General features: G+C 37.6%; 13 protein-coding genes. 4 read left to right on the top strand and 9 right to left on the bottom strand.

From position 1 onward, the window contains the following. Nucleotides 1-64: 64 nt before the first annotated feature. The 5 genes from dnaN to ACNI3T_RS00815 all read right to left on the bottom strand — a co-directional run bounded on the left by dnaN (nucleotide 65) and on the right by ACNI3T_RS00815 (nucleotide 4,918). Complete coding sequence (dnaN, locus tag ACNI3T_RS00835; RefSeq protein ID WP_418226200.1) at nucleotides 65-1,183, bottom strand: DNA polymerase III subunit beta; 1,119 nt, start codon at nucleotides 1,181-1,183, stop codon at nucleotides 65-67. Nucleotides 1,184-1,385: 202 nt separating this feature from the next. After that, nucleotides 1,386-3,053, bottom strand: coding sequence for a gliding motility-associated ABC transporter substrate-binding protein GldG (gene gldG, locus ACNI3T_RS00830; protein WP_418226199.1), 1,668 nt, complete (start codon nucleotides 3,051-3,053; stop codon nucleotides 1,386-1,388). Then, the gene (gldF, locus tag ACNI3T_RS00825) at nucleotides 3,050-3,787 is read right to left on the bottom strand and encodes a gliding motility-associated ABC transporter permease subunit GldF (RefSeq protein WP_418226198.1); all 738 of its coding nucleotides are present in this window, start codon (nucleotides 3,785-3,787) and stop codon (nucleotides 3,050-3,052) included. The genes gldG and gldF overlap by 4 nt, the downstream gene beginning before the upstream one ends. Further along, the gene (locus tag ACNI3T_RS00820) at nucleotides 3,788-4,084 is read right to left on the bottom strand and encodes a putative quinol monooxygenase (RefSeq protein WP_418226197.1); all 297 of its coding nucleotides are present in this window, start codon (nucleotides 4,082-4,084) and stop codon (nucleotides 3,788-3,790) included. Next, nucleotides 4,085-4,918: an SAM hydrolase/SAM-dependent halogenase family protein gene (locus ACNI3T_RS00815; RefSeq protein ID WP_322302608.1), complete on the bottom strand. Its 834-nt coding sequence runs from the start codon at nucleotides 4,916-4,918 to the stop codon at nucleotides 4,085-4,087. It lies immediately after the preceding gene. Nucleotides 4,919-5,126: 208 nt separating this feature from the next. On the opposite strand from ACNI3T_RS00815, the gene ACNI3T_RS00810 reads away from it, so the two are divergent. The 3 genes from ACNI3T_RS00810 (at nucleotide 5,127) to acs (ending at nucleotide 9,103) form a co-directional block, all read left to right on the top strand. Further along, complete coding sequence (locus tag ACNI3T_RS00810) at nucleotides 5,127-6,080, top strand: PhoH family protein (protein ID WP_322302609.1); 954 nt, start codon at nucleotides 5,127-5,129, stop codon at nucleotides 6,078-6,080. A gap of 11 nt (nucleotides 6,081-6,091) precedes the next feature. Further along, on the top strand, nucleotides 6,092-7,051 hold the full coding sequence (locus ACNI3T_RS00805) for a phosphoribosylaminoimidazolesuccinocarboxamide synthase (RefSeq protein WP_418226196.1): 960 nt from the start codon (nucleotides 6,092-6,094) through the stop codon (nucleotides 7,049-7,051). 144 nt (nucleotides 7,052-7,195) lie between these two features. Further along, nucleotides 7,196-9,103, top strand: coding sequence for an acetate--CoA ligase (gene acs / locus ACNI3T_RS00800; protein ID WP_418226195.1), 1,908 nt, complete (start codon nucleotides 7,196-7,198; stop codon nucleotides 9,101-9,103). A gap of 26 nt (nucleotides 9,104-9,129) precedes the next feature. Here acs and ACNI3T_RS00795 read toward each other — a convergent pair whose 3' ends face one another. The 4 genes from ACNI3T_RS00795 to ACNI3T_RS00780 all read right to left on the bottom strand — a co-directional run bounded on the left by ACNI3T_RS00795 (nucleotide 9,130) and on the right by ACNI3T_RS00780 (nucleotide 14,063). After that, nucleotides 9,130-9,804, bottom strand: coding sequence for a 3'-5' exonuclease (locus ACNI3T_RS00795; protein ID WP_418226194.1), 675 nt, complete (start codon nucleotides 9,802-9,804; stop codon nucleotides 9,130-9,132). Continuing rightward, a complete protein-coding gene (locus ACNI3T_RS00790; protein ID WP_418226193.1) occupies nucleotides 9,801-11,723 on the bottom strand; it encodes a DUF294 nucleotidyltransferase-like domain-containing protein in 1,923 nt (640 codons plus the stop codon). The genes ACNI3T_RS00795 and ACNI3T_RS00790 overlap by 4 nt, the downstream gene beginning before the upstream one ends. 40 nt (nucleotides 11,724-11,763) lie before the next feature. Continuing rightward, nucleotides 11,764-12,846 (bottom strand): DNA topoisomerase IB, encoded by a 1,083-nt coding sequence (locus ACNI3T_RS00785; RefSeq protein WP_418226192.1) that lies wholly within the window; start codon nucleotides 12,844-12,846, stop codon nucleotides 11,764-11,766. 128 nt (nucleotides 12,847-12,974) lie between these two features. Further along, nucleotides 12,975-14,063 (bottom strand): M42 family metallopeptidase, encoded by a 1,089-nt coding sequence (locus ACNI3T_RS00780; protein WP_418226191.1) that lies wholly within the window; start codon nucleotides 14,061-14,063, stop codon nucleotides 12,975-12,977. 69 nt (nucleotides 14,064-14,132) lie between these two features. Between ACNI3T_RS00780 and ACNI3T_RS00775 the strand changes: the two genes are divergently transcribed. After that, the gene (locus ACNI3T_RS00775; protein WP_418226190.1) at nucleotides 14,133-14,894 is read left to right on the top strand and encodes a DUF4294 domain-containing protein; all 762 of its coding nucleotides are present in this window, start codon (nucleotides 14,133-14,135) and stop codon (nucleotides 14,892-14,894) included. Nucleotides 14,895-15,094: the final 200 nt, after the last annotated feature.

Here is a 15,094-nt window from a genome sequence, read left to right as displayed (position 1 = left end):
GAAGTACAACAATAAAAAAGCCCGTTCGATCGAACGTGCTTTTTCTATTATTTGAGAATTTTATTTAGCTATTAAGCATCACGGGCATAACCAACATGGTAATTTTTTCTCCCGGGTCAAGCCCATCTACAGGAGTTAAAATTCCTGCCCTGTTTGGTAAGCTCATTTCAAGCATCACCTCGTCTGCTGTAAGATTTCCTAACATCTCAATAAGGAAGCGAGAGTTAAAGCCTATTTGCATATCGTCGCCCTGGTAATCACAGGTCAAACGTTCTTCAGCTTTATTGCTGTAATCTACATCTTCTGCTGAAATATTCAATTCGGCCCCGGCGATCTTAAGTCTTACCTGGTGCGTAGTTTTATTGGAGAAAATAGAAACCCTTCTTACAGAGCTTAAGAATTGATTTCTCTCTATAGTAAGTTTGTTCGGATTCTCTTTAGGAATTACGGCTTCGTAATTAGGATATTTTCCGTCGATCAATCTACAGATTAACTGAGTATCATTGAAAGTAAATTTAGCGTTCGAATCATTGTACTCGATCAAAACTTCAGATTCACTTCCTGCCAGAATTCCTTTCAAAAGATTCAAAGGTTTCTTCGGCATAATAAATTCTGCTGCTTCATTCGCCTGGATGTCTTCACGTGAATATTTCACAAGTTTGTGAGCATCTGTAGCGACAAAAGTTAATCCGTCTTCCTTAAACTGGAAAAAGACACCACTCATTACTGGTCTGAGATCGTCATTTCCTGAAGCAAATATTGTTTTGCTAATTGCTGAAGAAAGAATATCGGCTTCCACGATCGTACTGCTAGGTTCATCCAGAGCGACCGGATTCGGGAACTCCTCACCATCGGCATAGGCAAGTGCATATTTACCATGGTTCGAACTCAATTCTATCGTGTTATTGTCTTCAACTACAAAAGTTAGAGGCTGCTCCGGAAATGTCTTCAAGGTGTCCAGAAGAAGTTTTGCAGGAACTGCGATCTTTCCTTCTGAATCTGACTCTACTTTAAGCTTTGCAGACATGGTAGTCTCAAGATCTGAAGCAGATACAGTCAATTCGTCATTCTGAAGGTCAAAAAGAAAATTATCTAAAATTGGTAGCGTATTGCTATTATTGATTACCCCTCCAAGTATTTGTAGCTGTTTCAGCAGGTAATTGCTGGATACAATAAATTTCATCGGCTTTTATTGATTTATTTTGAATCAATTACAAATATATTTTAATATGTAGAAATTGACCCTTTAAACCCATAGTTTTTATTAACAGAAATTATCTTATTATTAGATCTAAATAGCTGTAAAATAAATTGTTACAGATTTTTATTTAGTAATAATTGTTAATATGTTCAAATTGAATACCCCGTAGGCTTCTATCGAAGTTTTAAAGTATATATCTTCGTTTACGGAAGTAGGTAAGGGCAGCACCAAGTAGTGCAAGCATTAACAATGGTGCACCAATAGCAATGACCTGCCACATTTCACGTTGCGCGGCAACTTTGTCCTTGTTTAGAAATGCCAGATTGATCTCTTTTGTCCTCACGTCCACCAGTCCCGAGTCATCCAGCAGATAGTTGACAGTATTAAGCAAAAACTCTTTATTGCCATAGGTCATCCCCGTATACCGTTCAAAACCAAGTTCCAGTGGTTTTCCTTGATGAAGTTCGTTATTTATCACATCTCCATCAGAGATCACCACCATTTTGGTATTCTCGCTGTTATCCAGGTGCGTAGTCTCAAAAGGCTTTAATCTATTGTTGTAAACAGATTTAAAACGACCTTCCAGTAACACAGCCAAAGGTTGTTCACCGGCAGTATAACTTTCCATTACTGGTTTTGAACCAATGATATCCAGTCCAATTTGCAGCGGAACTCCTTCCAGCTTTGTTTTAGTAGAACTGCTAAGTAAAACAGTTTTCTCAAGGTCATTCTTCAAAAGATCGATCGGGTTGGCGTAATTAAATTTTACAGCTTCAATATTTTTGACAATTGGATGATTGGCCATAGAACTTGTAAGCGGACTATAATACCATGGATATGGATTAAAACGAGTTTCATTTCCAGTTCCACTGGCAAGAATGATAGGAGCAGAGTACAGGTCATTTATCAGTTCTGAATTTATGCGCAAGCCATATGAGAAGAAATAATCACCAAGGTTTAGATTTCTTGGTAAGGCAAGAGCTGAACCCCTTTCATTAAATAGGCTGTCATTCTCCATACTGGTCATTTCTGCAAGCCAGAGCATTTTGCCGCCATTCATCAAATATTGATCGAGCACATACTTCTCCTTTTCAGAATAAGGGATTATGGGTTTAGCTTCGATCACCAAATCATAAGACTTTAGGTCTTCCAGCGTTTTCTGCGGATTGCTGGCAACCGAATCCAGCGTAAAAGGTGCCAGGAAATAATATGCCTGCACGGTTTTGATAAAGTCTGCTATTCTCGAGTCTGGAAGCTCTCCATTCCCACGCATCACCGCGATCTTTTTTTCTCTTGGATAAATAAGTTTGTTTAAACCGTCAGCAAAAGCATACTCTAATTGCTGTACGGAAGAATTCACTCGCTCCTCATCGGTTGCTCCAATCTGGTTCTTCAGCAAAGGAATTTTGACCGTTTTATCTTCGAAATTAGCAATAGCCCAGGGGAAAATGATGGTTTCGCTATTTTTTCCGTTTTCCTGAACCTTGAGTCGGGCAGGAGTCATCCCTAATTTATAGAACTCTTCAGCAATGGCATTGGCATCATCCCCTTCAGCTAAAGGATTGATAAAATTGAATTTTATATTCGAATTATAGGCAGAAAACTCCTCAAGCATTTGCCGTGTTTCTTCTTTTAACCGTCTGAATTCCGAAGGAAAACTGCCTTCAAGAAAAACATCGATGATAATTGGGGAATTCACATCGTCCACGATCTCTTTGGCTGCTGAAGATAGGCTGTACCGCTGGTCTTCTGTAAGATCCAGTCTTGTAAAGTAATTGGCAGCAATTATGTTAAGTACGATCAAAATGATCACAAAAACCAATAAACTCGATATGTTCTTATTACGGATCATCTTCGGTTTTTTGCTGATGAAATATTTACCTGGGTAAGCTTCAGAAATAAAGCGATCACACTAACAAAATAAATGAGATCGCGAGTATCTAATACACCGCGGCTAATACTGCGATAATGATAACTTATTCCGAAGTATTCCAGTAGATAGGTAAAATCGCCTAAAATGTTGATCGTGGCGAGTGCTTCAAATGCATAATAGATGGCAAAACAAAGAAAAACTCCCAGTAAAAAGGCCACAATTTGATTGGAAGTAATACTGGAGGCATAGGTGCCTATTGCGGTATAACTTGCTGCCAGAAAGATCAAACCTAGATAAGATCCAATAGTTGCACCCGTATCAAAATTGTAGGCCATCTGTCCCAATTCTCCGATAGCTAACAAATAAATCAAGCTTGGAATGATCGCAAGAAGAACCAAAATTAGTCCGCCAAAATATTTACCGAACACAAGATCCCAGTTACTAATAGGGCGGGTTTGCAAGATCTCCATAGTCCCCATTCGCTTTTCTTCGGAATAGCTGCGCATACTTATCGCAGGAATAAGAAATATAAAGATCCATGGTGCCAGATCAAAAAATGGTTTAAGATCTGCAAAACCACTATCCAGAATATTGTAACCTCCACTAAATACGAAAAGGAACAGTCCGCTAACCAATAGAAAGATACCAATCACCAGGTAACCGGTAAGGTTTGCAAAAAATGATTGTATTTCTTTTTTTAAAATCGCGAACATTTAGTCCAGGATTACAAGTTTATCGACGCTCCAGGCTTCAGGTTTTGCATTAAAATGAACTTTCGTTTCTGCCCAAACCTTTTTAAATAGATCTGAATGCCGATAGTTCTCCAAAGCATTTTCATCTACCCAGTAACTATACGTAAAAAATGTATTCGTATTGTTTTTATCACGGTATAGTTCCAAAAATTGACAGCCTTCAAAATTTCTGATCTTTGATTTTACCTGCTCAAAGTTGTTCAGAAACTCTTCGATCTTATCTTCCTTAAAGCCCATTTTCACAATTCTTACGAACATCTATTCAAAATTTATGGTTACAGTGTCAAGGTATTCCAGACCAAATAAACTGGCCGCACCACCCACTGTATTGGGATTACTTTTATAAATGGCCAGTTCAATATAGCCGGCAGAATTGAACACTGCCAGCTTCTTGCCATCTTCTTCTTTGCGATTTTCCTTTTCTACCTCAAAATTAATCGCATGACTGTAAGTTTCATAGATCGCATCGAAATTATGTCTGCGTGCACTAATTTTAAACGGTCGGCCTTTGCCAGTGCTTTCAAATAATTTTCGAGAAATATTTGTAATCACATTTCCGTAGTTATCAATATAGATCACGTGTCCCAGTATCTGGTTCTTTTCACTATTGATGATGGGTTCGAACTGTTTGAGATGCTTAATTTGCTCGATATTCTTACCAATTACTTCCAGAGTTCCTCCCCGGGAAATATGACAAGCTACTTTTACAAAAACGTCCAGTACAGGGAAATTGGTTTGTATTTTATCATGTATATTGATTTCCACGATTTTCTCAGGTCTTATTTCTGAAGCTAATAAAGAAAGTATCCCGTTGTTGGCACAAATAAAGTAGTGGTCATCCAGTTTTACCGCGAGGTGTTTGTTCTCTGGTGTAAGTTCTGAATCGATCCCAATAATATGAATACTTCCCTTCGGAAAACTTTTATAGGCGTTCTTGATGATATAGGAAGCTTCACTAATATGGAATGGTGAAACCGAATGCGAAATATCAACAATTCTAACATCACTTAGCTCATTGTAGATAGCACCTTTAACCGCTCCAGCGAAATAATCCTTTTCCCCAAAATCGGTCGTTAAAGTGATGATTGCCATAGGCGATTGTTAATATTTTTTTAACCTGAAACAGGTAATTTTCCTTAAGTTTGTATAGGTAGCGAATATAAATTTTATTTTAGTGATTCGCTCGAGGATAGCAGTCAAAAGTAACGCTTTTCTCAGCCCAAAATTAGAACATACAAATACGAAGGACAAATAAATTCTAACTGAAAAATTCACAATGCTTCATCTAAAATTCTAGCTTTTGAACGAACTTCTTATTGAACTCTCAGAAATTAGCCCACGCGAATTCTTCGGGCAACAGAACGAACATATCGAATTACTAAAAAAATACTTTCCCAAGCTCAAAATAGTTGCCAGAGGTAATAAAATTAAAGTTTTTGGCGATGAAGAAATGCTGGAGGAGTTCGACAAGCGTTTTTCCATGTTGATGGATCATTTTGGAAAGTATAATAAACTGGACGAAAATACTATTGAAAGAGTTCTCACCAGCGAAAGTGAAGAGGATTACCAAACCACTAAAGAAAGTGGCGAAACGATCGTTCATGGTTTAAGTGGAAAGGTGATCAAAGCTCAAACTGCGAATCAACGCAGGATGGTAGAACTTACCAAAAAGAATGATCTTATTTTTGCCATTGGACCTGCTGGAACCGGAAAGACGTATACGGGCGTAGCACTCGCGGTAAAAGCTCTTAAGGAGAAGCAGGTCAAAAGGATCATTCTTACCAGACCCGCCGTAGAAGCAGGTGAAAATCTTGGATTTCTGCCGGGTGATCTTAAAGAAAAACTGGACCCTTATATGCAGCCATTATATGATGCTTTAAGGGATATGATTCCGCATGAAAAGCTCGAGCTATTTATTGAAAAAGGTGTTATCCAAATTGCACCCTTAGCATTTATGCGTGGTAGGACTCTGGATGATGCTTTTGTGATCCTTGATGAAGCACAGAACACTACACACGCTCAAATGAAGATGTTCTTAACCAGAATGGGAAAACATGCGAAATTTATGATCACGGGTGATCCAGGACAGATCGATCTGCCTAGAAGAACTATTTCAGGTCTTAAAGAAGCACTACTGGTGCTAAAAGATGTGAAAGGTGTTGGTATGGTTTATCTTGATGACAAGGATGTAATTAGACACCGACTGGTTAAAAAGATCATTGCCGCTTATAAAACAATTGAACACAACGACTAAATTTTCAACTCGTGAAGAGTAATACCATAATTAGAACAGACTTTCAATTCCCGGGACAAAAATCGGTTTACAAAGGTAAGGTAAGAGATGTATATACCCTGGAAGGTGACAGGTTGTTAATGATCGCATCAGACAGGCTTTCAGCATTTGATGTGGTAATGCCAAAAGGGATTCCATTTAAAGGTCAGATCCTTAACCAGATCGCTACAAAAATGATGGAAAAAACTGAAGACATCGTTCCGAACTGGTTGGAAGCCACACCAGACCCTAATGTAGCAATCGGGAAAAACTGCGAGCCTTTTAAGGTTGAAATGGTTATTCGTGGTTATCTTTCTGGTCACGCTGCCAGAGAGTATAAAGCAGGGAAGAGAGAATTGTGTGGAGTTAAGATGCCTGAAGGAATGAAGGAAAATGATAAATTTTCTGATCCTATAATCACTCCTGCTACAAAAGCAGAAATGGGAGATCATGATGAGGATATTTCCAGAGAGGACATTATAGCTAAAAATATCGTTTCAAAGGAAGATTATCTTCAGCTGGAAGATTACACTCGTAAACTATTTCAAAGAGGATCTGAGATCGCTGATCAACAAAACCTGATCCTGGTAGATACTAAGTATGAATTTGGAAAAACTTCCGAAGGAAAAATTGTATTGATAGACGAAATACATACGCCAGATTCTTCTAGATATTTTTATAAGGAAGGGTATGAAGAAAGACAGGCTAAGGGGGAGGCACAAAGACAACTCTCTAAAGAATTCGTTAGGCAATGGCTTATAGGTGAAGGTTTTCAAGGACTTGAAGGCCAGGAAGTACCTTTGATGAGTGATGAGTATATTGAAACTGTTTCTGAAAGATATATTGAGCTTTATGAGAATATTACCGGCGAAACTTTTAAAAAGGCAGACATTACTAATATTGACGCTAGAATTGAACAGAACGTTCTCAAATATCTCGAAACTCAAAAATAATATGTACAGAAGATGAACATTTCTATTAATTATGTAATTGATACCATGATTTTTTAGCAGATCCTTTTTCTGATTGCTCAGTATTTAATATTTTTAGTGAAAACCGGTAATTCCGGTTTTCTTCTTTTATAAACGATATTATTTATGAGTAACTACCATATAAAGAACCTGGAAGAATATTTTCAGGTGTACCGCAAATCTATACGTGAACCTGAAAACTTCTGGCAGGAAGTTGCTGAAGAACATTTTACCTGGAGAAATAAATGGGATAATGTCCTTAGCTGGGATTTTAGCAAGCCGGAAGTTAAATGGTTTGAAAATGCCAAGCTGAATATTACTGAAAATTGCATAGATAGACATCTACTCGCGAAAGGAGATAAAACCGCTATTATATGGGAGCCAAATGATCCTTCAGAAGAAACTTTGAAGATCAGCTATAGGGAGCTACATAAAAAAGTAAGTCAGTTTGCAAATGTTCTAAAAGAAAACGGCATTGAAAAAGGGGATAGGGTATGCATATATCTTCCTATGATTCCCGAACTGGCTTATTCAGTTTTAGCGTGTGCAAGAATTGGAGCAATACATTCTGTCGTGTTTGCTGGATTTTCAGCTTCGGCTCTGGCCGCCAGAACGCAGGATGCCGATTGTAAGATGATGATCACTTCCGATGGTTCCTTCCGAGGAGATAAAAAGATTGATCTTAAAGGTATTGTTGATAAGGCACTTGATAGTTGCCCAAATGTCGAAAAAGTACTGGTTGCTAAAAGAACAGGGGCTAACATACATATGGAAGCCGGAAGAGATGTATGGCTGGAAGAGGAAATGTCTAAAGCCGCTGATACCTGTACTCCTGAGATCATGGATGCAGAAGATCCACTTTTTATATTATATACCTCGGGATCTACAGGCAAACCCAAAGGTATGTTGCACACGACTGCAGGATACATGGTTTATTCAGCTTACACCTTTAAGAACATATTTAACTATCAGGATGATGATGTCTATTGGTGTACTGCCGATATTGGATGGATTACAGGGCATTCGTACATAGTTTATGGACCGCTTCTAAATGGTGCTACCACCCTGATGTTTGAAGGTGTTCCATCATATCCAAATTACGGTAGATTCTGGGAAATTGTTGAAAAACATCAAGTAAATCAGTTTTACACGGCACCAACAGCAATTAGGGCTTTAGCGAAGAAAAACCTGGACTTTGTCAATAAATACGATCTTTCTTCTTTAAAAGTGCTGGGTACGGTAGGCGAGCCAATTAACGAGGAAGCCTGGCACTGGTACGATAATAATATAGGAAAGAATAAAAGTCCGATAGTTGATACCTGGTGGCAAACGGAGACTGGAGGAATCATGATCTCTCCAATACCCTTTGCCACTCCTACAAAACCAACCTTTGCAACTTTACCCTTCCCTGGAATTCAGCCTGCTTTAATGGATGAGTATGGAAAGGAGCTTAAAGGAAATCAGGTTGATGGCAGGTTATGTATAAAATTCCCGTGGCCTTCCATGGCGAGAACAATATGGGGAGATCACAATAGGTATAGAGATACTTATTTTTCTGCTTTTGCGAACAAATATTTTACTGGTGACGGAGCGATGCGTGATGAGGTTGGTTATTACCGAATTACCGGTAGAGTAGATGATGTCATTATAGTGTCAGGACATAATTTAGGAACTGCACCAATTGAGGATGCCATTAATGAACATCCGGCGGTAGCTGAATCTGCCATTGTTGGATTCCCTCATGAAGTTAAAGGGAACGCTCTATACGGATTCGTTATTCTGAAGGAATCTGGAGAATCCAGAAATCACGATAATTTAAGAAAAGAGATCAATCAACAAATCGCTGATAAAATTGGGCCTATAGCAAAACCAGACAAAATACAGTTTGTGGAAGGTTTACCGAAAACCAGAAGCGGTAAGATTATGCGTAGAATTTTACGAAAGATCGCAAGTAATGATACTTCTGATCTTGGGGATACTTCAACATTGCTAAATCCTGAAGTGGTTGACGAAATTATAGAAGGAAAATTATAAGCATTAAGCCCCGAAACGGGGCTTTTTTAATATCTATATCTAAGTAATTTTCGAATCTTGATATTTTTCGCGTCGATCTTTGCTATTAACTTCATAAATATTAGCGCTGTAATAAATGCGTCACCAGAAGCAGTGTGCCTATCGGTAAGATCAATGTTATAATCTTCTGCGATCTCATCCAATGAATACACTTTATTCTTATCTATAAAGTTTGTAGCTATTCTGGTTTTTTTATAAAGAATGGCGGTATCTAAGAACTTATTCTGAAGGCGAGGTAAACCATTTCTTTCTAATGCTTTATTCATCATGTTTTTGTCGAAACCGGCGTGATGGGCAACAAGTATGGAATTCCCGACATATTCAATGAAATATTCTAAAGCTTCAGCTTCCGGTAACTGAGCAAAACGTTCGTTTTTAATTATCCCGTGGATTTTTACAGTTTCAGGATTAAAGGTGTTCTGCTTTAGATAGACTTCAAAATGATCTTTCACTTTCAACTGATTATTCTGAATAGCGACCGCGCCTATGCTTAAAATTCGATCTTCGTTTATATCGAATCCGGTAGTTTCGGTATCAAAAATAACAAAGCGTTGATCTGCAACCTCTTCTGCTTTATCTTTATCAAACAAAGAAAGATACCTGGTAAAATATTCTGGCAGATCTTCCGGTTGCTCATTTTTTTTGAACCATTCTCGAATCATGAATAATAAGTAGTTTCAAAACGAATCTTGATAAGCTCCTGAATTTCTTTAATGGATTTAAAGCAACGCTTTAATTTGATCTTATCCTCTTTTCCAAGATCTTCAAGATTTATAAATCTACCATTATCCTTATTTTTAAGACCTTGTTTTGTTCTAAATTTAATAAGTGCTTTGGAAGAATAGGCGCAAGCCTGGTAGATTTCTTTGTTATTTGGTTCCAACTGGGCCAGTTTTTCAAATCTTTCCGCAGTATTACTAATATTCTTAACTCGGTGTTCCAGAATTAGAAGTCTCGCTGCATCTGTAAGGGGCATGATTCCGCGTTTTTTAATATCAAAAAGATCCTTTTTTTCTCCATCATGTTCTACTAAAAATTGCCTGAAGAATCCTAAAGGAGAAGGATTCCGCAATGCTTGTGCCGCAAGACGATTCAAGAAATTGCGATTTCCTTTTAAAATATCATAGACATGATCTGAAAGTTCATTGGTTAGCCTCGATTCACCATAACTAATGTCATAGTCGAAAAATATCTGACAGAGTAGAATTTCGTCATTGCCTGAAGTAGTAACCCAGTTCGAAAATTGATCCTTCCATTCAGATAAAGACAGGCAGTATTTTTCATTCCGGGCCATCATCTCCGCTGGACAAAATTGATAGCCAATGATATTAAGTCTTTTAGTGATCTTTCTGGCTAGTTTGAGAAAATAGGCTCTTACTTCTTCCAGTTCTTCTTCCTCAACATTTTCGAATACCAGCGCATTATCCTGATCTGTGAGTAGTAACTGCTCCTTTCTTCCCTGGCTACCCAAAGACATCCAGCTAAAGTTACACGGTAGTGGTTCCTCCATTTTATCGATGCAACGCGAAATTGTTCTTTTGATGGTTGCATCATTTAATTCAAAAATAATCGTACTAATGTGGGATACCGGAATATTGCTTTTAATATATCCATCGAGCAACAGCATGATCTTTGTTCTAATTTTCTTAAGCTTCTTAGTAGAATTAGCTCGATTAATGGCTTTCATCAAAACAGCAGGATTGTTACCCTGAGAAACGATAATATCATGTTCAGAAACAATCCCTTTTACTTTTGTATTTGGAGTACCATCTTTGGTGATGCATATATGATTGATCTTGTGTTTCATCATCGTAAGCTGTGCCTGTGCTATGGTAAGGTTCTTCGAGTAACAGATCACTGGAGAATTCATGACTTCGGAAATGTCACTGGTAATGGGCAAAATGCCGGTAGCGACCAATTCTCTAAAATCCACATCGGTAACTATGCCAACAGGCTTTTTATCTTCCACCACGATAACAGATCCAACCCTGCGCTCACTCATAAGGGTAGCTGCTTTTTGAATACTGGTGTTCCTGGATACTGTCACCATTTTCTTGACAATCGGGATAGGTTGAAGCTCAAATAAAGGATCTTTATTTAGCTGAATATCATCTTCATCTGTAAATAGTCTCCCACGGTGTTTTTCTGAATAGGGGTTACGGGTATTCGAAGCAAAGCTTTCCATAAGAAAATCCCCTACTTCAGGATTGTTGATCGCGTAGGGTTTGAAAAGGTTCAGCGGAATTCCATAGATGACACTTTCTTCATCTGTAATGGCATTGATCTGGTAATTCTCTTTTGCGAATAAAGGTCGTAATCCAAAAATATCACCTTCATCACATTTATCAATAGTTTCAGGTTCTTTCGATTCTTCAACCTTCTGAAGGTCTACAGCTCCTTTTTGAACTATATAAAATTGATCATGAACTTGCTCATCTTTTCTGAAGATCATTCTACCAGCCTCAAAATAGAAAACCGTAATCGATTCTGAAATTTTCAGTAATTCAGATTTTTCCAGAAGTGAAAATGGCGGATAATTTTCCAGGAAATCGGCGATACGGGCGGCAATGGAATTTGTCATATTTCAAATTTATCCGAAAATTCGACAATACACCTCTAGATTAGTCAGCAATTTCTATCTCGTAATCTTTGATAAGCTTATAGATTGCTTTTTCAGTTTCTGAAAGTTGAATGTATTCAGGTTTTATATCTTCTTTCACCTTTTTGAAGTATGGTTCTATCTCTCCGTTTTCATAAGTTTCAATCACTTTTGGATGAACATAGTAACTTCTGCAAACAGAACGTGTGTTGCCAAGGCCTTCAGCAGCAGCATCAAAACCAATAAGAATGTTCTTTTTGTTTTGCTTTTCTTCTTCCGTATATCCTAATTCGTGCAGGGTTTCAAAAAATATTTTAGTGGCAGACCAGGTTCTAAAGTCTTTAGCTGAGTACATGTCTCCACTAATTTCATGGATATAATCGTTGATCATACCGCTATCTATGGTTTGCTTAACACCATTCTCATTATAGAACTTGAAAAGTTCCCATCCAGGAATCTCCTCACATTGATTGATTAATTTAATTAGTCTTTTATCTTCTACTGAAATAGAATGTTCTTTCCCTTTCTTTCCTATGAATTCGAATTTGAGTCCGTCTTCCATAGTTTTCACATGCTTGGTACGAAAAGTAGATAGACCATAAGTCTTATTATTCTTTGCATAATACTCATTACCAATCCTTATATGAGTTTCCTCCATAAGTCTAATGATCAAGGCGAGAACCTTTCGCTTGGGCATTCCTTTAAGATTGAGATCTTCATCCACCTGCTTTCTGATCTTTGGTAACATCTTCCCGAATGCAGTCATTTTGAAAAACTTCGTCTGATTTCGAACTTTGGACCAGGTTGGGTGATACATATATTGCTTTCGCTCCTTTTCATCTCTACCTACTACTTGAAGATGTCCATTATGTAGATGCGTAATCTTTACATTTTTCCAGGCTGGTGGAATCACTAGACTTTTTATACGCTCGATAGTTTTAGTGTCAGTAACTTTTTCGTCCTTACGATAGTATGCAAAACCGCGTCCTACTTTCTTCCTGCTTATTGAGAGTAAGTTTTCATTTACATATCTAAGATTTGCAAGTTTTACGGCTTCATGAGTATCACTCATCATTACTTCTACATCATCAGGCGATAGCGTCATTCTTTTTTTTGTTTAAATATAGGATGAAATTGAGCACTTCAGAATTAAAGAAAAGTGAAAGTTTAAGGTTTCAAAATAAAAAACTCCCTGATTACAGGGAGTTTAACAACATCTTGAGAAGTGTTCAATTAGTCAAAATAACTAAATGTATCTCCGTCCTTTATTTTCAACAATGATTCATATATAAGATTGATCACATTTTCAACATCATTCTTGTGCACCATTTCAACGGTTGTATGCATATAGCGCAAAGGTAAAGAGATCAATGCCGAAGGAACACCGCCATTGCTATAAGCAAAAGCATCGGTATCTGTTCCTGTGAATCTTGAAGAAGCATGTCTCTGGAAAGGAATCTTCTTTTCTTCCGCAGTATCAATGATCAACTCTCTTAGTTTATTCTGTACCGCCGGAGCGTAAGAAATTACTGGTCCGTCACCAATCCTATTAAGTCCGTTGGTTTTCTTTTCGATCATTGGAGTAGTGGTGTCATGAGTAACATCAGTCACTATAGCAACGTTTGGCTGTATACGATGTGTGATCATTTCTGCACCACGAAGACCAATCTCTTCCTGAACTGAATTGGTGATATAAAGTCCGAAAGGTAATTTTTCGCCTTTTTCTTTCAACAATCTGGCTACCTGGGCGATCATAAAGCCACCAATTCTATTATCCAGAGCGCGACATACGAATTTGTCCTTATTCAGAATAAAGAATTCATCAGGATAAGTAATTACACATCCTACATGAACACCTAAAGCTTCAACTTCCTCTTTATTGGTACATCCAACATCTATACAAATATTGTCCATTTTTGGGGACTGCTCCTTTTCCTTATCACGGGTATGGATCGCCGGCCATCCAAAAACTCCTTTAACGATACCATTTTTAGTGTGGATATTAACACGTTTAGAAGCAGCAATCTGGTGATCACTACCGCCGTTTCTAACTACATATATAAGACCCTCGTCTGAGATATAATTCACATACCATGAAATTTCATCAGCATGACCTTCTATAACCACCTTATATTTAGCTTCTGGATTTATGACACCAACTGCGGTTCCATAAGTATCAGTAATGAATTCATCCACGTAAGGTTTTAGATATTCCATCCATAATTTCTGGCCTTCAGACTCATAACCGGTGGGAGCTGCATTATTAAGGTATTTTTCTAGAAATTCGAGGGATTTCTTATCCAGTACTTCAGTTTTATCCATAGTTTCTTTTAATTTTCACGAATTTAAAAAATTTAGATTGGAGAGAAGAGGCTATTGACTAATTTTGGAATGGTTTTAGCAAAAAGAATTGATGATCCAAATTTAAAATTTATAGTGATTCGTATATTTTACATCTTACTTTTACTTACTTCAGCTACAGTAGTAGCTCAATCTGATACTTTATCAAGGCCTACGGATTCTACGGAAGTCGATACGTCCATGACCACACAGTATATGATTATTGCAGGAGATTCGATTCCCAGAGAACTTATTGATCTGGAAGAAGTGGTGCTATTGAGACGACTGAAGTTTGATAGTAATGCAGATAGGAAGCGTTACCTTATATTAAGGAGAAAAACCAGAAAAGTGTATCCTTATGCTAAAATGGCTTCGGAAAGATTACTTACGCTCAATTCCAGGTTGGACGACATAAAGTCAAGGCGTGCCCGTAAGAAGTATACGAAGATCGTCCAGGATTATATTGAAGATGAATTTTCTGCTGAATTAAAGAAACTAACCAGAACTGAAGGTCAGATTCTGGTAAAGCTTATCCACCGTCAAACTGGAACAACAGCTTTTGAACTCGTAAAAGATCTCAAGAGTGGGTGGAGAGCTTTCTGGTATAATACAACTGCCAGTATGTTTGATATTTCCTTAAAGGAAGAGTACGACCCGAAAAATAATCAGGAAGATTTCCTGATAGAAGATATCCTACAAAGATCATTCAGGGATAATATTCTGGAAAGACAATCTTCTGCACTGGATTTCGAATATCTTGATCTTAGTGATAAGTGGAATAAAAAACAGGATTTAAGAAAAGCTTTAAATTAATTTTAAAGATCAGTATTTGATCTTCAACCACTTATAAATAATCTTGTATTTATTTTATATTTTTCTTGAGAAAGCTATTGTGTAATTAAAATTGGGGTGTATATTTGCAGCCGCTTTGGGAGTAAGGCGTATGTTCGTTGAGAGTAGTAATGGTGGGTAATGCGGAAGGATCTGGCTTTAAAAAATTGAATTAAAATTTA

It is taken from the genome of Christiangramia qingdaonensis (assembly GCF_048381525.1).
In the GTDB taxonomy this organism is placed as follows: Bacteria; Bacteroidota; Bacteroidia; order Flavobacteriales; family Flavobacteriaceae; genus Christiangramia.
This window is presented reverse-complemented; position numbering and strand designations above follow the sequence as displayed.

Excerpts from the sequence above, each read along its gene's own strand:
- dnaN (WP_418226200.1), bottom strand. The coding sequence starts at position 1,183 with ATGAAATTTATTGTATCCAGCAATTACCTGCTGAAACAGCTACAAATA.
- gldG (WP_418226199.1), bottom strand. The coding sequence starts at position 3,053 with ATGATCCGTAATAAGAACATATCGAGTTTATTGGTTTTTGTGATCATT.
- gldF (WP_418226198.1), bottom strand. The coding sequence starts at position 3,787 with ATGTTCGCGATTTTAAAAAAAGAAATACAATCATTTTTTGCAAACCTT.
- ACNI3T_RS00820 (WP_418226197.1), bottom strand. The coding sequence starts at position 4,084 with ATGTTCGTAAGAATTGTGAAAATGGGCTTTAAGGAAGATAAGATCGAA.
- ACNI3T_RS00815 (WP_322302608.1), bottom strand. The coding sequence starts at position 4,918 with ATGGCAATCATCACTTTAACGACCGATTTTGGGGAAAAGGATTATTTC.
- acs (WP_418226195.1), top strand. The coding sequence starts at position 7,196 with ATGAGTAACTACCATATAAAGAACCTGGAAGAATATTTTCAGGTGTAC.
- ACNI3T_RS00795 (WP_418226194.1), bottom strand. The coding sequence starts at position 9,804 with ATGATTCGAGAATGGTTCAAAAAAAATGAGCAACCGGAAGATCTGCCA.
- ACNI3T_RS00790 (WP_418226193.1), bottom strand. The coding sequence starts at position 11,723 with ATGACAAATTCCATTGCCGCCCGTATCGCCGATTTCCTGGAAAATTAT.
- ACNI3T_RS00785 (WP_418226192.1), bottom strand. The coding sequence starts at position 12,846 with ATGACGCTATCGCCTGATGATGTAGAAGTAATGATGAGTGATACTCAT.
- ACNI3T_RS00780 (WP_418226191.1), bottom strand. The coding sequence starts at position 14,063 with ATGGATAAAACTGAAGTACTGGATAAGAAATCCCTCGAATTTCTAGAA.
- ACNI3T_RS00775 (WP_418226190.1), top strand. The coding sequence starts at position 14,133 with ATGGTTTTAGCAAAAAGAATTGATGATCCAAATTTAAAATTTATAGTG.